Source organism: Streptomyces sp. NPDC031274 (assembly GCF_055570235.1).
This window is the reverse complement of sequence record NZ_JBVIHP010000052.1, coordinates 1-21,079: the sequence shown is the minus strand read 5'-3', so window position 1 is coordinate 21,079 and position 21,079 is coordinate 1. Positions and strand designations below refer to the sequence as shown.

2 protein-coding genes are annotated in these 21,079 nt (G+C 72.7%); both read left to right on the top strand.

The window, feature by feature from the left end; all coding sequences use genetic code 11:
• Window positions 1-9: 9 nt before the first annotated feature.
• A complete protein-coding gene (locus ACZ5CR_RS42790; protein ID WP_468868394.1) occupies window positions 10-13,827 on the top strand; it encodes a type I polyketide synthase in 13,818 nt (4,605 codons plus the stop codon).
• 325 nt (window positions 13,828-14,152) lie between these two features.
• On the top strand, window positions 14,153-21,079 hold a 6,927-nt coding region (locus tag ACZ5CR_RS42785; protein ID WP_468868386.1), incomplete at its 3' end, for a type I polyketide synthase.

Here is a 21,079-nt window from a genome sequence, read left to right as displayed (position 1 = left end):
GGTCAGATGGTGAACGACGACAAAATCCGTCGCCTTCTCAAGCAGGTGACGGCGGACCTGCACACGACTCGTCGGAGAATGCAGGAGCTGGAGTCCCGCGAGTCCGAGCCCCTCGCGATCGTGGGGATGAGCTGCCGGTTCCCCGGCGGCGTCGCCACGCCCGAGGAGCTGTGGCGGCTCGTCGCGGACGGCGTCGACGCGGTCTCCGCGTTTCCCGCCAACCGCGGCTGGGACGTGGACGGGCTCTACCACCCGGACCCCGACCACCAGGGGACCACGTATGCCCGCGAGGGCGGCTTCTACTACGCGGCCGACGAGTTCGACGCGGGCTTCTTCGGGATATCGCCGCGCGAGGCGCGCGCCATGGACCCACAGCAGCGGCTCCTCCTGGAAACGGCGTGGGAGGCGATCGAGCGGGGCGGCATCGACCCGATGAGCCTGCGCGGCACTCGTACCGGCGTGTTCACCGGCACCAACGGGCAGGACTACACGGCCGTCGTCGCGGAAGCAGCCGACAGCACCGAGGGTTACTCGGGCACCGGCAACACGGCGGCCGTGGTCTCCGGCCGACTCTCCTACACCCTCGGTCTGGAGGGCCCGGCCGTCACCATCGACACGGCCTGCTCTTCGTCGCTCGTGGCGCTGCACCTCGCGGCGCAGGCGCTGCGGCAGGGCGAGTGCGGACTCGCCCTGGCCGGTGGCGTCTCGCTGATGTCGACGCCGACCGCGTTCGTGGAGTTCAGCAGGCAGCGCGGCATGGCACAGGACGGCCGCTGCAAGGCGTTCGCGGAGGCCGCCGACGGCACCGGCTGGGGCGAGGGCGTCGGACTGCTCCTCCTTGAGCGGCTCTCCGACGCGCGCCGCAACGGCCACCCGGTCCTCGCTGTCCTACGGGGCTCCGCCGTCAACCAGGACGGTGCGAGCAACGGCCTCACCGCTCCCAACGGCCCCTCGCAGCGCCGCGTGATCCGCGCCGCCCTCTCCGGGGCGGGCCTCTCCACGGGTGACGTCGACGTGGTCGAGGCGCACGGCACCGGCACGACCCTGGGCGACCCCATCGAGGCGCAGGCGCTCCTCGCGACGTACGGGCAGGGGCGTTCCGCGGACCGGCCGCTGTGGCTCGGCACGATCAAGTCGAACATCGGGCACACGCAGGCCGCCGCCGGTGTCGCCGGTGTCATCAAAATGGTCATGGCGATGCGGGAGGGCGTGCTCCCGCAGACCCTGCACGTGGACCGGCCGACCTCCCATGTCGACTGGAACGCCGGGGCGGTCGAGCTGCTGACCGAGGCGCGGGAGTGGCCGGAGACGGACCGGCCGCGCCGCGCGGGCGTCTCGTCCTTCGGTGTGAGCGGCACCAACGCCCACGTCATCGTGGAACAGGCACCGGCCGAGCAGCCGGCCACCGAAGAGACGGAGGCCGGGCCCGCGGAGTCCTCCGGGCCTGCAGAGCTCGCCGAATCCGTCGCCGAGCCGTCGACCGATGCCGTGGAGGGCGTCACCCCATGGCTCGTCTCCGGCCGGACCGCGCAGGCGCTGCGTGCCCAGGCGGGGCGGCTGCACGAACGCGTCCTCGCCGACCCCGGCCTTGCCGCGGATCACGCCGGACGAGCCGACATCGCCTGGTCCCTCGCCTCAGGCCGCGCCGCGCTCGAACACCGCGCGGTGCTGCTCGGCCCGGACCGTGAACAGCTCCTCACGGGCCTTCGGACCCTGGCCTCCGAGGCACCCGGTGTCGCGCCGGGTGTCGTGACGGGCGAGGTCGTCGAGGGCCGCCTTGGTGTCGTCTTCACCGGCCAGGGCAGCCAGCGCCTCGGCATGGGAGCGGAGCTGTATGCGGCGTTCCCCGTGTTCGCACAGGCCTTCGACGCGGTCTGCGCGCACCTCGACCCGCTCCTCGACCGGCCGCTGAAGGAGGTCGTGTTCGGCACCGGTGATCCCGCGTCGGCCGAGGCCGAGGCCGAGTCACTGGCACAGACCGGCTACGCGCAGCCCGCGCTCTTCGCCGTCGAAGTGGCCCTGTTCCGGCTCGCGGAGTCCTTCGGCGTACGGCCGGAGATCCTCGGCGGCCACTCCGTCGGCGAGCTCGCCGCGGCCCACGTCGCCGGGCTCTGGTCCCTCGAGGACGCGGCCAGGCTCGTCGCCGCCCGCGGCCGGCTGATGCAGGCGCTGCCCCGCGGCGGAGCGATGCTCGCCGTCCAGGCGGCCGAGGCCGACGTGCTGCCGCTCCTGGACGACGTCTCCGAGTGGGTGGGCCTCGCCGCTGTCAACGGCCCCTCCCAAGTGGTGCTCTCCGGCGACCGGGGCGTCCTGGAGGACCTCGGCTCCCAGCTGCGCGCCGAAAGCCGCAAGACCCGCTGGCTGAAGGTCTCGCACGCCTTCCACTCGCCGCTCATGGCGCCCATGCTCGACGAGTTCCGGCAGATCGCCCGCGGCCTGGAGTACGGCACGCCCGCCCTGCCCCTCGTCTCCAACGTGACGGGACGCCTCGCCACCGCCGCCGAACTCCAGGACCCCGAGTACTGGGTGCGGCACGTACGCGAAGCGGTCCGTTTCCACGACGGCCTCGGCGCCCTCACCGGCTTCGGGGCGAGCACACTCCTGGAGCTCGGCCCCGACGCCGTCCTCACGGCGATGGCCCACGACACCCTCACCGACACCGCGGCCCAGGCCGGACTCGTCCCGGCGCTGCGCCGCGACCGGCCCGAGCCCGACACGTTCCTCACCGCGCTGGCCCGCGTCCACGTCCGCGGCACCACCGTCGACTGGACGCCGCTGCACGCCCCCGTCGCCGCCCGCCGCCGCATCGACCTGCCCACGTACGCCTTCCAGCGGCAGAGCCACTGGCTCGAGACGTCCACCCCTCACATGGCCGGCACCGCCACGGCTGTGGCCTCCGCCGACGGCGCCGAGTCACGGTTCTGGGAGGCCGTGGAGCACGCCGACCTCGCGGGCCTCTCCAGCGCGCTCGACGTGCGCGACGACGCGCCGTTCAGCGATGTGCTGCCCGCCCTGACGGCCTGGCGCCACAAGGAACGCCGCACGTCCACCCTCGACAACTGGCGCTACCGTGTCACCTGGAACCCGCTGCCGCGCCCGGCGGACGCCGCCCTCACGCTCCCCGGCACCTGGGCGCTCCTCGTCCCCGCCGGACGCGACAGCCACCCCTGGACCAGGGCAGCCGAACAGGGTCTCGCCGCACACGGGGCGCACCTCACCGTGGTGCGCGTGCCGGACGCGGTCGCGAGCGACCGCGCCGCCCTCGCCGAGCTGCTGCGCCCGAACGCCGCCGGACTCGACGGCGTCCTCTCCTTCCTGGCGCTGCCGAACGGCGCGGGCCTCTCCGACGACGCGGCGTTCACCCCGGCGGCCCGCACGATGACGCTGCTCCAGGCACTCGGCGACGCGGGCGCCACCGCCACGGTGTGGGCGGCGACCCGCGGCGCCGTGGTCACGAGTCCCGCCGAAGGCCCCGAGGACCCTGCCCAGTCGGCGGTGTGGGGCCTGGGGCGTGTCGCGGCCCTCGAACACCCGCAGACGTGGGGCGGTCTCGTCGACCTGCCCGACGCGGCCGACGACCAGACGGTCACGGACCTCGTCCGGGTCCTGGCCGCCCGCGAGGGCGAGGACCAGGTCGCGGTGCGCCGCTCGGGCGTCTTCGGGCGTCGCCTCGTGAGGGCCCCGCTCGGCCAGGTCCCGGCCGAGGAGTGGTCGCCGCACGGCACCGTCCTCATCACCGGCGGCACCGGCGCCCTCGGCGGGCACGTCGCGCGCTGGCTCGCCCGCGAGGGCGCCCGGCACATCGTCCTCGCCGGCCGCCGTGGCCCCGACGCCCCCGGCGCCACCGAACTCCACGCCGAGCTCGAGGAGTCGGGGGCAACCGTGACCGTGGTGGCCTGCGACGCCGCCGACCGCGAGGCACTCGCCCGGGTTCTCTCGGACATCCCCGACGACGCGCCGCTGACCGGTGTGTTCCACACGGCCGGAGTCCTCGACGACGGCGTCATCGACGGCATGACCCCGGACCGCCTCGCCGCGGTGTTCCGCGCCAAGGTGCAGTCCGCCCGTCACCTCGACGAACTCACCGCCGACCACCGCCTGTCGGCGTTCGTGCTCTTCTCCTCGTACGCAGGTGTCGCGGGCGGCGCGGGACAGGGCGGCTACGCCGCCGCCAACGCCTACCTCGACGGGCTCGCCGCGACCCGGCGCGCCATGGGCCGCACCGCGACGTCCGTCGCGTGGGGCCCGTGGGGCGGCACCGGCATGGCCGCGGAAGGGGCCGCAGCGGAACGGCTGAGGCACGGCGTCATGCCGCCCATGGAACCGGACCTGGCGATAGCCGCCCTGCAGCAGGCCCTCACGCACGGCCAGACCGTCACCGTCGTCAACGACATCGACTGGGAGCAGTACGCACCCGGCTTCACGACGGTCCGCGCGAGCCGCCTGTTCACCGACATCCCCGAGGCCAAAGCCCTCGACCGCACCCCGGACACGGCGCCCACCGCCCCCGGCGGCGCCTTCGCGCAGCGCCTCGCCGGGCTCGCGCGGGCCGACCGTGAGGCGGCACTCCTCGACCTCGTCCGCGAACAGGCCGCGGGAGTCCTCGGCTACCCGAGCGTCGACGACATCCAAGTGACGCGCGCCTTCCGCGAGTTGGGTTTCGACTCCCTCACCGCCGTCGAGCTGCGCAACCTCATCGGCGCCGCAACCGGCCTCCAGCTGCCCACCACGCTCATCTTCGACCACCCGACCGCGACCACGCTTGCCGCGCACCTCCACGCCGAGCTGTTCGCAGACGAGCCCGACACGGCGCTCCCGGCCCCGGTCACCCGGGTGGCCCCGGACGACGAGCCCCTTGCCATCATCGGCATGAGCTGCCGCTTCCCCGGCGGCGTGAGCAGCCCAGAGGACCTGTGGCGGCTCGTCGCTGACGGCGTCGACGCCATCGGCGCGTTCCCCGCCGACCGCGGCTGGGACGTCGGGGCGCTCTACGACACCGACGCGGACCAGGCGGGCACGTCGTACGTCCGCGAAGGCGGATTCCTGTACGACGCGGGCGAGTTCGACCCGAAGTTCTTCGGCATCAACCCGCGCGAAGCCCTCGCCATGGACCCCCAGCAGCGGCTCCTCCTCGAGGCCTCCTGGGAGGCCTTCGAGCGGGCCGGCATCGACCCGCTGGGGCTCGGTGGCAGTCAGATCGGCGTCTTCGCCGGGACCAACGGCCAGGACTACACCGCCGACCTTGGCGCGGTCCCCGACGAGGTCGAGGGCTACCTCGGCATCGGCAACGCGGCCAGCGTCGCCTCCGGCCGCATCTCCTACTCGTTCGGCCTCGAAGGCCCTGCCCTCACCGTCGACACGGCCTGCTCGTCCTCGCTGGTCGCCCTGCACCTGGCGGCGCAGGCGCTGCGCCAGGGCGAGTGCACCATGGCGCTCGCGGGCGGCGTGTCGGTGATGTCGTCGCCGGGCACGTTCATCGAGTTCAGCCGCCAGCGCGGCCTCGCCACCGACGGCCGCTGCAAGGCCTTCGCCGCGGGTGCGGACGGCACCGGCTGGGGCGAGGGCGTCGGCATGCTCCTGGTGGAGCGCCTCTCCGACGCGCGCCGCAACGGCCACCAGGTCCTCGCGGTCGTACGGGGTTCCGCGGTCAACCAGGACGGTGCGAGCAACGGCCTCACCGCGCCCAACGGTCCCTCGCAGCGGCGCGTGATCCGTGCCGCCCTGGCCAGTGCGGGGCTTGCGGCCGGTGACGTGGACGCGGTGGAGGCACACGGTACGGGCACCACTCTCGGCGACCCGATCGAGGCGCAGGCGCTGCTCGCCACGTACGGCAAGGACCGCCCGGCCCAGCAGCCCCTGTGGCTGGGCTCGGTGAAGTCGAACCTCGGCCACACGCAGGCCGCCGCCGGTGTCGCCGGAGTCATCAAGATGGTCATGGCGATGCGCGAGGGGGTGCTCCCGCAGACCCTGCACGTGGACGCTCCCACGCCCCAGGTGGACTGGACGGCAGGCGCCGTCGAGCTGCTCACCGAGGCCAGGCAGTGGTCGGGCCGGGGCGGGGACACGCCACGCCGCGCGGGCGTGTCGGCGTTCGGCGTGAGCGGCACCAACGCGCACGTGATCGTCGAGCAGGCCCCCGCCGACGCACCGGCCACGGACACGGAGCCCGCCGGGCCGCCGCTGGTGGCGGGCGTGGTGCCGCTGGTGCTTTCCGGGCGCACCCCTGAGGCCCTGCGGGGGCAGGCCGCGCGGCTGCGCGAACACCTCGTTACGAACGACGAGTTGAGTACGGCCGAGGCGGGATACACCCTCGCCACCGCCCGTTCGCGCTTCGAGCACCGGGGCGCCGTCGTGGGCCGCGACCGTGCGGAGCTCCTCGCCGCCCTCGAACGGCTCGCCCGGGGCGACACCGCCGCCGGCGCGGTCACGGGCCGCGCAAGAGACGGCGCGAGCCGACCCGTGTTCGTCTTCCCGGAGAACGGGGACCACCCGGCCGGGCCGATCACCGAACTCCTCGACGCGAGCCCCGTGTTCGCCGAACGGATGCGGGAGTGCGCCGACGCGCTGGCCGCCTTCGTCGGCGGGAACCTGATCGAGGAACTGCGCGCAGAGAACACCGACCGCGACGACCTCGTACGAGACGTGGTGCGGGACGCCGCCGTGCGGTTCGCGGTGCCGGTGTCCCTGGCCGCCGTGTGGCGCGCGGCCGGAGTCGAGCCAGCCGGTGCGGTGGGCCACGGCCGGGGTGAGATCGCCGCGGCCGTCGTCGCGGGGACGCTCTCCTTGGAGGACGCCGCCCGTGCCGTGGCGCTGCGGGGCGAGGACGCCCCGGAGGTGCCTGTCGTGCCGCGCCCCGCCGAGAGCGACGGCCCGCTCGTCGAGATGACCTTGCGCGGGGACGGCCCGGCCGGGCTCGTCGCCGCGCTCGCCGATGCGCACGTCCACGGCGTCGAACTGGACTGGCAGGCAATCTTCCCCGGCGTCCGCACCCTCGTCGATCTGCCCACCTACGCCTTCCAGCGCGAGCACTACTGGCTGGTGAACGAGAGCGCCCGGAGCACCGGCGCGGCCGCCACCGCCGACGACGAGACCGAGGCACGGTTCTGGGAGGCCGTCGAGCACGAGAACCTGGAGGAGCTCGCCGCCGAACTGGACGCCGAAGCCGCCGCCTCCGAATTGGGCGCGGTTCTGCCGGTGCTGTCGTCGTGGCGCCGCAGGCGCCGCGAGCGCTCGGCCGTCGACTCCCTGCGCTACCGGGTGACCTGGAAGCCGTTGTCCGTCGGCGCCCTGTCGTCGCCCGTGCTTTCGGGGCGGTGGCTCGTCGTCGGGCCCGAGGAGATCACCGCCGAGGACCCGTGGACGACGGGTGTCGTCGAAGCGCTGTCCCGGGCCGGGGCCGAGGTGCACCACCTGCGCGTACGCACCGACGAGCTGACGCGTGAAGGGCTCGCCGAGAGGCTGCGGCAGACGGCCGAAGCGGGTGCCGGCGGCCTGTCGGGCGTGGTCTCCCTGCTGGCTCTGGCAGAGGACCCCCACCCCTCGCACGCCGTACTGCCGACCGGACTCGCGGGCACGGTGGCGCTGGTACGGGCGGTGGCCGACACGAACGTCGACGCGCGGGTATGGGCGGTGTCGAGCGGTGCCGTGTCGACGGGCCGCAGCGACCGGCTCGCCCACCCCGGCCAGGCCCAGGTGTGGGGTCTCGGCCGGGTCGTGGCGCTCGAACACCCCGAGCTGTGGGGTGGTCTCATCGACCTGCCGGAGACGATGGACGCCCGCGCGGGCGCCCGCCTGGCCGGGATACTCGCCGGGTGCGGGGACGAGGACCAACTGGCCGTACGCGGCTCCGGAGTCTTCGCACGCCGAATCGCCCACGCTCCGCTCGACGCCGGTGCGGGGGAGACCGCCGCCTGGACCGCGCGCGGAACCGCCCTGATCACGGGCGGCACGGGCGCGATCGGTGCGCATGTCGCGCGCTGGCTGGTGCGCGCGGGCGCCGAGCATCTCGTACTCACGAGCCGTCGTGGCCTGGACGCGCCGGGAGCCGCCGAACTCAAGGCGGAACTGGAGGAGTCGGGGGCCGATGTCACCGTCGCCGCGTGCGACGTGGCCGATCGGAGTGCCGTGTCCGCGCTCCTGGAGCAACTCACCCGTGACGGACACACCCTGCGCTCCGTGTTCCACGCGGCGGGTGTGAGTCCCGCTCTGGCGCTCGCCGACACTTCGGCGCAGGAGCTCGCGGAGGCACTGGAGGCGAAGGCCGGGGGCGCGGCGCACCTGGACGAGCTGCTCGGTGACGCGCCGCTCGACGCGTTCGTGCTGTTCTCGTCCATCGCCGCCGTCTGGGGCAGCGGCGGGCAGTCGGGCTACGCCGCCGCCAACGCGTTCCTCGACGCGCTCGCCGAGCGGCGCAGGGCCCTGGGCCGCACCGCCACGTCCGTCGCTTGGGGCGGCTGGGGCGGCAGCGGCATGGCGGCGACCGCCGAGGCCGAGGAGCACCTGCGCCGCCGTGGCGTGCGACTGCTCGCACCCGACCACGCCGTCGGAGCGCTCGCACAGGCCCTCGCGTACGACGAGACGTCCCTGACCGTCGCCGACATGGACTGGGAGCGGTTCGCTCCCGCGTTCACCGTCGCCCGGCCGAGCGCCCTCATCGGCGCCCTGCCCGAACTGCGCCGCGAGCGCCCCACGGCCGCCGCGGCCGCTGGGACGGCGGCACCTGCATCCGAGTGGGCACGCCGTCTCGCCGGACTCCCGGCGGCCGAACAGGAGCGCGTCGCCCTCGACCTGGTGCGCGCCCAGGCCGCCGCCGTGCTCGGTTACGCCGACGCGGAGGCCGTCGAACCCACCCGCGCCTTCCGCGAACTGGGCTTCGACTCACTCACGGCCGTGGAGGTCCGCAACAGGCTCACCGCCGCCACGGAGCTGCCGCTTCCGTCGACCGTGGTCTTCGACCATCCCTCGCCCGACGCCCTGGCCCGCCACCTCGTGACGGCCCTCGCCGGGACGGGTACGGGCGCCGCACCGGTCCCCGTACCGAATAGGTCCACCGTGGTGGACGACGATCCGATCGCCATCGTGTCGATGAGCTGCCGCTTCCCCGGAGGTGCCGACACCCCGGAAAAGCTCTGGCAGTTGCTCGTCGACGGCACCGACACCATCTCGGTGTTCCCCGCCGACCGCGGCTGGGAGTCCGGCACGGCGGCCCAGTACAAGCCCGAGGGCGGCTTCGTCTACGACGCGTCGCGGTTCGACGCGGGGCTCTTCGGCATATCGCCGCGCGAGGCCCTCGCCATGGACCCCCAGCAGCGGATCCTCCTGGAGTCCGCCTGGGAGCTCTTCGAACGCGTCGGCATCGCGCCCAGGTCGCTGCGCTCCACCGCGACCGGCGTCTTCATCGGCTCAGGACACCAGGGGTACGCGACCGGGCTCGACAGCGTTCCCGAAGGCGTCGAAGGACACCTCCTCACCGGCACGTCGGGCAGCGTCATCTCCGGCCGCCTCGCCTACTCGTTCGGCCTCGAAGGCTCGGCGGTCACGGTGGACACGGCCTGCTCGTCGTCCCTGGTCGCCCTGCACCTCGCGGCGCAGGCGCTGCGTCAGGGCGAGTGCAGCCTCGCGCTCGCCGGTGGTGTCACGGTGATGGCGACGGCGGGCGCCTTCGACGAGTTCAGCAGGCAGGGCGGCCTCGCGTCGGACGGTCGCTGCAAGCCGTACGCGGAGGCCGCCGACGGCACCGGCTGGGGCGAGGGCGTCGGACTGCTCCTCCTCGAGCGCCTCTCCGACGCGCGCCGCAACGGCCACGAAGTGCTCGCCGTCATGCGCGGCTCGGCGGTCAACCAGGACGGCGCGAGCAACGGCCTCACCGCCCCCAACGGCCCCTCCCAGCAGCGCGTCATCCAGGCCGCGCTCGCCAACGCCCGCATCGCACCCGAGCAGGTCGACGTCGTGGAGGGCCACGGCACCGGCACCACCCTGGGCGACCCGATCGAGGCACAGGCGCTCATCGCCACGTACGGCCAGGAGCGGCCCGAGGACCGGCCGCTGCTCCTCGGCTCGGTGAAGTCCAACATCGGTCACACGCAGGCAGCCGCGGGCGTGGCCGGTGTCATCAAGATGGTCCTCGCGATGCGCGAGGGCATGCTGCCGCGCACCCTCCACATCGACCGGCCGAGCTCCCACGTGGACTGGTCGGCCGGCACCGTGGAACTCCTCACGGAGAACCGCGACTGGCCCGCCCGGGACGGCGCGCCGCGCCGTGCGGGAGTCTCCTCGTTCGGTGTCAGCGGCACCAACGCGCACGTCATCGTCGAGCAGGCCCCCAGGCGCGGCCGGAAGGCAGAGCGTCGGGAGGGCGGAGAGGCCGCCGTCAAGCCCGCGTTGCTGCCATGGGTGGTGTCGGCGCGCAGCGCCGATGCGCTGCACGCACAGGTGGACCGGCTCCGCGAACACGCCTTCACCGGACCGGAGCTGAATCCGGTGGACGTGGGCTGGTCACTGCTGTCGGGACGCTCTCTCCTCGAACACCGCACCGTGTTCCTCGGCGCGGGCAGCACCCCCTTCCGGCACGAGATCACGGGATCCGTGGTCGAGGGGCGGCTCGGGGTGGTCTTCACGGGACAGGGCAGTCAACGGGTCGGAATGGGACGTGAGCTGTACGAGTCCTTCCCGGTCTTCGCGGACGCGCTCGACGAGGTGTGTGCACACCTGGACGCGGTGCTCGACCGGCCGCTGAAGGATGTGATGTTCGGTGATGATGCGGAGCTGCTTGGGCAGACGGGTTATGCGCAGCCTGCGTTGTTCGCGGTCGAGGTCGCTCTCTATCGGTTGGCCGAGTCCTTCGGGGTGCGGCCGGAGGTCGTCGGCGGGCATTCGGTGGGCGAGCTGGCTGCGGCGTACGTTGCCGGGCTCTGGTCCCTCGAAGACGCGGCCCAACTGGTCGCCGCACGAGGACGTTTGATGCAGGCGCTGCCCGAAGGCGGGGCCATGCTGGCCGTACAGGCCACGGAGGCCGACGTGCTGGCGCTCCTCGAGGGCGTGGCGGACCGCGTGGACCTGGCCGCCGTGAACGGGCCCTCCCAGGTAGTGCTCTCCGGAGAGAGGTCGACCCTTGAGGGGATCGCCGAGACGCTCAAGGCCCAGGAGCGGAAGGTGCGCTGGCTGAAGGTCTCGCACGCCTTCCACTCTCCACTGATGGACGCGGTCCTCGACGACTTCCGCAAGGTCGCCCGGGGCATCACGTACGAGACGCCGACGGTACCGATCGTGTCGAACCTGACCGGGCGCCTCGCGGAGATCGGTGCAGTGCGGGACCCGGAGTACTGGGTCCGCCACGTCCGAGAGGCGGTGCGCTTCCACGACGGCCTCAACTCCCTCATGGAGTACGGCGTGTCGACGCTTCTCGAGCTCGGCCCGGACACGGTCCTCACCGCGATGGCCCACGACACCGTCACCGAGCCGGACCGGCAGGCGGGCCTCGTCGGCGCCCTGCGCCGCGACCGCGCCGAAGCGGAGACGTTCCTGACCGCCCTGGCCAGGATCCAGGTCCGCGGGGCCGAGGTCGACTGGACACCGCTCTACGCACCGGTCGAGGACCGGCGCCGCGTGGACCTGCCCACCTACGCCTTCCAGCGCAGCCACTACTGGCTGGAGCCGACGACGGACAGCGCGGGCCACGAGCGCGCGGGCGCGACCGACGAGGTGGAGTCGCGGTTCTGGGAAGCCGTCGAGAGCGCGGACCTCGCGGGCCTCGCCGGCGCCCTGGAAGTGGCCGACGACGCACCCCTCAGCTCGGTCCTGCCCGCCCTCACCGCATGGCGGCGGCAGCAGCGCGAGGCGGCCACCATCGACCGGTGGAGCTATCGCGAGTCCTGGAAGCCGCTCACCGACGCACAGCCGGGGGAGTGGGCGGGCACCTGGCTCGCTGTCGTGCCCGCCGGTGGTGCGGACGACCCGTGGCCGACGGGACTCGCCGCACTCGCCGGGCAGGGCGTGCGCCTGGTGACCGTCGAGGTGGACGGAGCGGTCGGCGTGGACCGGGACAGGCTGGCCGCACAACTGCGGGCGGCAGCGTCCGGGCTCGCCGTCGACGGTGTGCTGTCGCTGGACACGGGAGGCGAACTCGCGCTCGTCCTGACGCTGGTACAGGCGCTGGGCGATGCGAGGATCGATGCTCCGTTGTGGTGTGCCACGCGGGGTGCGGTGTCGGTCGGGCAGTCCGACGGGGCGCCTGATCCGGGGCAGGCGGCTGTGTGGGGTCTTGGCCGGGTCGCGGCGTTGGAGTATCCGGAGCGGTGGGGTGGTCTGGTCGACCTGCCCGAGACGCCGGATGCCCGCGCGCTGTCGCGGCTCGCCGGGGTGCTCGCCGGAGCCGACGGCGAGGACCAGGTGGCGGTGCGCGGGTCCGGGGTGTTCGGACGCCGTGTCGTACGGGCCCCGCTGGGCGAGGCCCCGGCCGCGGAGTGGTCCCCGCAGGGCACCGTCCTCATCACGGGCGGCACGGGTGCCCTTGGCGGTCACGTGGCGCGGTGGCTGGCGCGAGAGGGCGCCGAGCACCTCGTCCTGACCAGCCGCCGAGGCCTTGACGCGTCCGGCGCCACTGAACTCCGCTCCGAACTGGAGGGGTTGGGGGCGAAGGTGACGGTGTCGGCGTGTGACGCGGCCGACCGGGACGCCCTCGTCCGGGTCCTGGGGGAGATTCCCGGGGACATGCCGCTGACCGGGGTGTTCCACACCGCGGGAGTCCTCGACGACGGAGTGCTCGACGGGATGTCGGCCGAGCGGTTCGAGACCGTGTTCCGCGCCAAGGTGCACTCCGCCCGGCTCCTGGACGAGCTGACGGACGGCCTGGGCCTGTCGGCGTTCGTCCTCTTCTCCTCCGTCGCCGGTGTCGCCGGCGGCGCGGGGCAGGGCAGCTACGCGGCGGCCAACGCTTCCCTGGACGCGCTCGCCGTGGCGAGGCGAGCCCGTGGTCTGGCGGCGACCGCCGTCGCCTGGGGCCCGTGGTCGGGCAGCGGCATGGCCGCCGAAGGCGTGGCCGCCGAGCGGCTGCGCGGGGGCGCGCTGCCGCCGATGGCTCCTGGACGCGCCGTCGCCGCCCTGCACCAGGTCCTCACCCACGGCCTGACGGCCGCCATAGTCAGCGACATCGACTGGGACCAGTACCACCCCGGGTTCACCGCCGTCCGCCCGAGCAAGCTCTACACCGAACTGCCCGAAGTGGAGCGGCTGTTGGCGGCAGCTCAGACTCGGGGCGCTGGTGGCGCGGCCGAGGCGGGCGACTCCGGTCCCGACCTGGCGGAGCGGCTCGCGGCGCTGCCGCGCGCCGAGCAGGACCGGTTGCTGCTCACCCTGGTGTGCGAACAGGTCGCGGAAGTACTCGGGTACGGCGGTGCGGCCGCCGTCGAGCCGGTCAGACCGTTCCGCGAGCTCGGCTTCGACTCCCTCACGGCCGTCGAACTGCGCAACCGCGTCAACGCCCTCACCGGCCTCGTCCAGCCGTCCACCGTCGTCTTCGACCACCCGACGCCGACGGCCCTCGCCGACCACCTCCGCACCGAACTCGTCCGGGACGGAAGCGAGCCGACCGCGCTGGTCCTCAACGACCTCGACCGGCTCGAAGGCAGCCTGTCGCTGGTCGAGTCGGCCGACGAGATCACCCGGACGAAGGTGGCGGTGCGGCTGCAGGCCGCGCTCGACCGCTGGAAGAACGGCGGAGCCGACCCGGTCGGCGAGAGCGGCGACGGCGGCGACGTCACGGACCGGCTCGCCGCAGCCAGCGACGACGAGATGCTCGACTTCATCAAGAACCAACTCGGCCGGTCATGACGAAGCCTCGTGAGGGAACCGCGTGCCCGAGCAGAAGGAGTTTCGCGAAAGAAGGTGGCATGAAATTCCGCGAGTGAGGTATAAGACCGGCGCCATGAATTAGGCTCACCAACAGCCCCTATCCACCCCCTTTATCGAGCACCCGCCCCCGCCTCATTCCGAGGCAATCCCGTAGGGGCGGGTAGGGGACGGATAGGGGTTGTTGCCCATATAGGGCTCCCATAGCGTCTTGATGACGACCTGTTCGTAATCGAGAAAGACGACTACGGGCAGGTCGGTTGTATGCCAGCAGGTTCGGCACACGTCCTGAACAGGTGACTTTTTGATGGCGAATGAAGAGACGCTGCGCGACTACCTCAAGTGGGTTTCGGCGGACCTGCACCAGACGCAGCAACGCCTCAAGGACATCGAGGCGGCGGCTCAGGAACCCATCGCGATCACAGCGATGAGTTGCCGGTTCCCCGGAGGCGTGACCAGCCCCGAGGAACTGTGGCAGCTGCTGGCAGGCGGCCGCGACGCGATCTCGGAACTCCCCACCGACCGCAACTGGGACCTGGAGTCGCTCTACGACCCCGATGCCGCAGGAAAAGACGGCACGAGTTCCACGGCCAACGGCGGATTCCTCGACCGCGTCGCCGATTTCGACGCGACGTTCTTCGGGATTTCCCCGCGCGAAGCCCTCGCCATGGATCCCCAGCAGCGACTGCTCCTGGAAACCGCTTGGGAATCCTTCGAACGAGCCGGAATCGACCCGGCGTCGGTACGCGGCAGTAAGACCGGTGTGTTCGTCGGCACCAATGGTCAGGACTACGCCCCGCTCCTCTTCGAAGCCGAAGAGGACGTCGCGGGATATGTGAGCACCGGCAATGCGGCCGCCGTCGAATCCGGCCGCATCTCCTACTCGTTCGGCCTCGAGGGCCCCGCCCTCACCGTCGACACGGCCTGCTCCTCCTCGCTCGTCGCCCTCCACCTCGCCGTGCAGGCGCTGCGCCAGGGCGAGTGCGGGATGGCGCTCGTCGCCGGCGTCACCGTCATCTCCACCCCCGGCGTCTTCGTCGAGTTCAGCCGCCAGCAGGGCCTGGCCGCCGACGGCCGCTGCAAGGCCTTCGCCGCGGGGGCCGACGGCACCGGCTGGGGCGAGGGCGTCGGCATGCTCCTCGTGGAGCGCCTCTCCGACGCCCGCCGAGCCGGACGCCCCGTCCTCGCGGTCGTACGGGGCTCGGCCGTCAACCAGGACGGCGCCAGCAACGGGCTCACGGCGCCGAACGGGCCCTCACAGCAGCGCGTCATCATGCAGGCCCTCGCCAACGCCCGCGTGACAGCGGCGGACGTGGACGCGGTGGAGGCCCACGGCACGGGCACCACCCTGGGTGACCCCATCGAGGCGCAGGCCCTCATCGCCACCTACGGGCGCGAGCGTTCCGACGGCCAGGAGCCCCTGTGGCTGGGGTCGTTGAAGTCGAACATCGGTCATACGCAGGCCGCGGCCGGTGTGGCCGGTGTGATCAAGATGGTCATGGCGATGCGGGAGGGTGTGCTGCCGCAGACCCTGCATGTCGACGCCCCTACGCCTGAGGTGGACTGGTCGGCGGGCGCCGTCGAGTTGCTGACGGAGGCGCGTTCCTGGCCGGAGCGGGAGGGCGGCGCCCCGCGTCGGGCTGGTGTGTCGTCGTTCGGTGTGAGTGGCACCAATGCGCATGTGATCGTGGAGCAGGCTTCGGAGGTGGAGCAGGCCGAGGGGGCTGGTGAGTCTGCTTCGGTGGTTCCTGGTGTGGTGCCGTTGGTGTTGTCGGGGCGGAGCCCCGAGGCGTTGCGGGAGCAGGCTGCGCGGGTGCGTGAACTGCTACTGGCAGATGCTGAGTTGAGGGTCGGCTCGGTGGGGTGGTCGCTGGCTGTTGCGCGGTCGCGGTTCGAGTACCGGGGTGTGGTCCTCGGCGGGGATCGCGAGGAGCTTCTAGGCGGGCTTGAGCGGTTGGCCGAGGGGGTCTCGGCGGCTGCCGGTGTGGTCGAGGGGCAAGTGGTCACGGGTGCGGGTCGTCCGGTGTTCGTGTTTCCGGGGCAGGGGTCGCAGTGGGCCGGTATGGCTGTTGAGCTGCTGGAGTCTTCGCCGGTGTTTGCGGAGCGGATGCGGGAGTGCGGTGCGGCGCTGTCGGAGTTTGTGGACTGGGATCTGTTGGAGGAGTTGGGCGGCGACCGCTTCGATCGGGTCGATGTGGTGCAGCCGGTGTTGTTCGCGGTGATGGTGTCGTTGGCTGCCGTGTGGCGTGCGGCGGGCACGGAGCCTGCTGCTGTGGTCGGTCACAGTCAGGGTGAGATTGCCGCCGCGTGTGTGGCGGGTGCGCTCTCTCTGGAGGATGCGGCGCGGGTGGTTGCGTTGCGCAGTCAGGCGATTCTGGAGCTGTCGGGCAAGGGTGGCATGGTGTCTGTGCCGTTGCCCGAGGGTGAGGTCAGGGAGCTGCTGTCCGGGTGGGGTGAGCGGATTTCTGTGGCGGCGGTCAATGGGCCGTCCCAGGTGGTGGTGTCGGGTGAGCCCGAGGCGCTGGAAGATCTGGTGGCCCAGTGTGTGGCCCGGGATATCCGTGCTCGTACGATCCCGGTGGATTACGCCTCACATTCCGCGCATGTGGAGGCGATCGAGGCGCACTTGGCTGACGTTTTGGCGCCCGTCAGTCCTCAGTCTCCGCAGGTCCCGGTCTTCTCGACGCTGACCGGTGACTGGCTGGATGCGGTCAGCACGCCGATGGACGCGGGGTATTGGTATCGCAATCTCCGTCAGACGGTGCTGTTTGAGCAGGCCACTCGAGGCCTCCTCGCTGACGGCCATGGACTGTTTCTGGAGATGAGCCCCCACCCGGTGCTCACCGTTCCCGTCCAGGCGGTTATCGACGCCACGGAGACTCCGGCTGTGGCCCTGGGCTCGCTGCGTCGCGACGAGGGTGGTGCTCACCGTCTGGCGCAGTCGCTCGCCGAGGCGCACGTCCACGGCGCCGAACTCGACTGGCAGGCACTCTTCCCCGGCACCGACCGGACCACGGTCGACCTCCCCACCTACCCCTTCCAACGGGAGCGTTACTGGCCGAAGGCCGTCCCGGCCGGAGCCGGGGACGTGGTGTTCGCCGGGCTGCGGGCGGCCGGTCACCCGCTGCTCGGTGCTGCCGTGGCGCTCGCGGACGCCGACGGGTACCTCTTCACCGGCCGCCTCTCCGTGCAGACGCACCCCTGGCTGGCCGACCACGCCGTGGACGGAGTGATCCTGCTGCCCGGCACCGCGTACGCCGAACTCGCCCTGCGTGCGGGTGACGAGGTCGGCTGCGGCTTCCTCGAGGAGCTGACGCTCGAGGCGCCGCTCGTCATCCCCGAGCAGGGTGCCGTGCAGCTGCAGATATCGGTGAGCAGCCCCGACGGCTCAGGCAGGCGCGAACTCGGTCTCTTCGCGCGGCCGTACGACGGTTCCGACGAGGCGGCGTGGACCCGGCACTTCACCGGCAGCCTGCTGCCGAACGCCCCCGCGTCCACCGGCATGCCCGCCGACTTCGAGCTGTCCGCCTGGCCGCCCGCCGGCGCCCAGCGGATCGACATCGACGACCTGTACGAGCGGCTCACCGCCAACGGTCACGGCTACGGACCGGTGTTCCAGGGGCTGCGCGCCGCCTGGCGGCAGGACGGTGACGTCTTCGCGGAGATCACGCTGCCGCAGGAGGCCCACGCCGACACCGAGACCTTCGGCCTCCACCCGGCGCTGTTCGACGCCGCGCTGCACACCATCGGCCTGGGGGACTTCATCGACCGTACGGACCGCGCCCACCTGCCGTTCGTATGGTCCGGGGTCTCCCTGCACGCCACGGGCGCCACCACGCTCCGGGTCAGGGTCAGCGCCGCGGGGACCGACACGATCTCCCTGATCGCTGCCGACGCTGCCGGGCAGCCCGTCGTAACGGTCGAATCCCTCGCCCTGCGCGCCCTCGCCGAGGAGAGCCTCACCGGCTCGACGCGGCGCGACGGGCTGTTCCAGGTGGAGTGGACGAGGATCGAAGCCCCCCACGACGGCGGAGCCGATTCACCCGAGTCGTCCGAGACGGTGATCCTGCCGTTGACCGCTGTCCCCGGCGACGAACTCGACCGTGTACGGGACCTGTTGACCCGCGCCCTCGACGCCGTGCGCGGATGGCTCGAAGACGAAGAGTCCGCCTCGTCGCGGCTCGCTCTCGTGACACGGGGTGCCGCCGACGACCTGGCGGCGGCCGCCGTGCGCGGCCTGGTGCGATCGGCGCAGTCGGAGCACCCGGGGCGCTTCGCCCTCGTACACATCGAGGACGGGGCGGCGGACGAGCAGCACGCGGAGGCGGGCTCCGAGCCGCTGGTCGCCGCCGCGCTGCGTACCGACGAACCCGAGACCGTGACCCGCGACGGCGCGGTGTGGGCCCCCCGCCTGACCCGGGTCCCCGCCGATGACGCCGACGCGCCGGACACCGCCGACTGGGGCGACGGCACCGTCCTCGTCACCGGCGGCACCGGCACCCTCGGTGGCCTGGTGGCCCGGCAGTTGGCCGAGCATCACGGCGTACGGGACCTGCTGCTCGTATCGCGACGCGGCGAGGCCGCACCTGGTGCCCCTGAACTCCGCGAACAGCTTGAAGAGCTGGGTGCGCAGGTGCGCATCGTGGCGTGCGATGCCGCCGACCGGGAGGCGCTGGGTGCGCTCCTCGCCGAGGTCGGTACCGACCTGACGGCAGTCGTGCACGTGGCGGGCGTCCTGGACGACGGCGTGGTCACCTCGCTCACCCCTGAACGGCTCGACGCAGTCCTGCGTCCGAAGGCGGACGCGGCCCTCAACCTCCACGAGCTGACCGCTGCCCTCGATCTCTCCGCGTTCGTCCTGTTCTCCTCCGCCGCCGGAGTCTTCGGCACACCCGGTCAGGCCAACTACGCGGCGGCCAACTCCTTCCTGGACGCCCTCGCGGGTCGCCGCCGGGCAGCGGGCCTCCCCGCGACGTCCCTCGCCTGGGGTCTGTGGGCCCAGGCCAGCGAGATGACCGCCCACCTCGGCAACGGCGAACTCGACCGCAGGGCGCGCGCCGGAGCCGCTCCGCTCTCCACGGACGAGGGCCTTGCCCTGTTCGACGCCGCCTGCGCCACGGACGCCGCGCTGCTCGTGCCGGTACGCCTCGATCTCGCGGGCCTGCGCGCCCAGGCGGCGTCGGCGGGCATCCCGCCGCTGCTGCGCTCCCTGGTGCGCGTGCCGGTCCGGCGCACCGCCGCCGGCGCGAGCAAGCAGGACGGCTCCGCTCTCGCCCAACGCCTCGCCGCGCTCCCCGAGGCGGAGCGCGAACAGGAAGTACTGACGCTGGTACGCGGCCACGCCGCCGCCGTGCTCGGCTACCCGAGCCCCGACGCGATCGCGCCCGACCGGGCTTTCCGCGAGGTCGGCTTCGACTCCCTCACCGCCGTGGAACTCCGCAACCGCCTCTCCGCCGCGACCGGCCTTCGCCTCCCCGCCACCCTCGCCTTCGACTACCCGGCCGCGTCCGTACTTGCCCGGCACATCCTCGAAGAGCTCCTCGGCGCCGACCCGACGGCACGCTCCCTGACACGGCCCGCACGCACCACCGCCACGGGCGCCACCGGCACGGACGACGATCCGGTCGTGATCGTCTCGATGAGCTGCCGATACCCGGGCGGCGTGGGAACCCCCGAAGACCTGTGGCGCCTCGCAGCCGATGGCGTCGACGCCATCGGCGCGCTCCCCACCGACCGCGGCTGGGACGTCGAGTCCCTCTACGACCCCGACCCGGAGCGCCCCGGCACCTTCTACGCGAGCGAGGGCGGCTTCCTCTACGACGCCGCCGCTTTCGACCCAGCCTTCTTCGGCATCTCCCCGCGCGAAGGCCTCTCCATCGACCCGCAGCAGCGACTGCTCCTCGAAACCACCTGGGAGGCCTTCGAGCGGGCGGGCATCGACCCGACGACCGTACGAGGAAGCTCCACCGGGGTCTTCGTCGGCGTCATGTACAACGACTACGCCACGCACCTCCTCAGCGCCCCCGGTGGGCTCGAGGATCTTGAGGGCTACGTCGGCAACGGCAGTGCCGCGAGCGTCGCGTCGGGCCGCATCTCGTACTCCTTCGGCCTCGAAGGCCCGGCGGTCACCGTCGACACGGCCTGCTCGTCCTCGCTCGTCTCCCTCCACCTGGCCGCGCAGGCGCTGCGCCAGGGCGAGTGCGACATGGCCCTCGCGGGCGGCGTCGCCGTGATGTCGACGCCGGGCACGTTCATCGAGTTCAGCCGCCAGCGCGGCCTGTCCGCCGACGGCCGCTGCAAGTCCTTCGCCGCGGGTGCCGACGGCACCGGCTGGGGCGAGGGCGTCGGTCTGCTGCTTCTGGAGCGGCTGTCGGACGCGCGCCGCAATGGCCACAAGGTTCTCGCGGTCGTCCGTGGCTCCGCCGTCAACCAGGACGGCGCGAGCAACGGTCTCACGGCGCCCAACGGGCCCTCGCAACAGCGCGTGATCCGGGCCGCGTTGGCCAGCGCGGGACTCGCGGCCGGTGACGTGGACGCGGTGGAGGCCCACGGCACGGGCACCACCCTGGGTGACCCCATCGAGGCGCAGGCCCTCATCGCCACCTACGGGCGCGAGCGTTCCGACGGCCAGGAGCCCCTGTGGCTGGGGTCGTTGAAGTCGAACATCGGTCACACGCAGGCCGCGGCCGGTGTGGCCGGTGTGATCAAGATGGTCATGGCGATGCGGGAGGGTGTGCTGCCGCAGACCCTGCATGTCGACGCCCCTACGCCTGAGGTGGACTGGTCGGCGGGCGCCGTCGAGTTGCTGACGGAGGCGCGGTCCTGGCCGGAGCGCGGGGAGCGCGGGGACACTCCGCGCAGGGCCGGTGTGTCGTCGTTCGGCGTGAGCGGGACGAACGCGCACGTGATCGTGGAGCAGGCGCCGGAGGATGAGCGGCAGCCCATGGATCCCGCGGCGGCCGAGCCCGCAGCGCCCTCGTCGGTCGCGGCGGGTGTGGTGCCGCTCGTCCTGTCTGCGCGGACCCCTGAGGCGTTGCGCGGGCAGGCCGCGCGACTGCGCGAACGGCTGCTCTCCGACACTGAGGTGGACCTGCCCGACGTAGGCCACTCCTTGGTGGTTGCGCGGTCGCGGTTCGAGTACCGGGGTGTGGTGCTCGGTGGCGACCGTGAGGCGTTGCTTTCCGGGCTTGAGCGGTTGGCCGAGGGTGACTCGGCTGCGGCGGGTGTGGTCGTG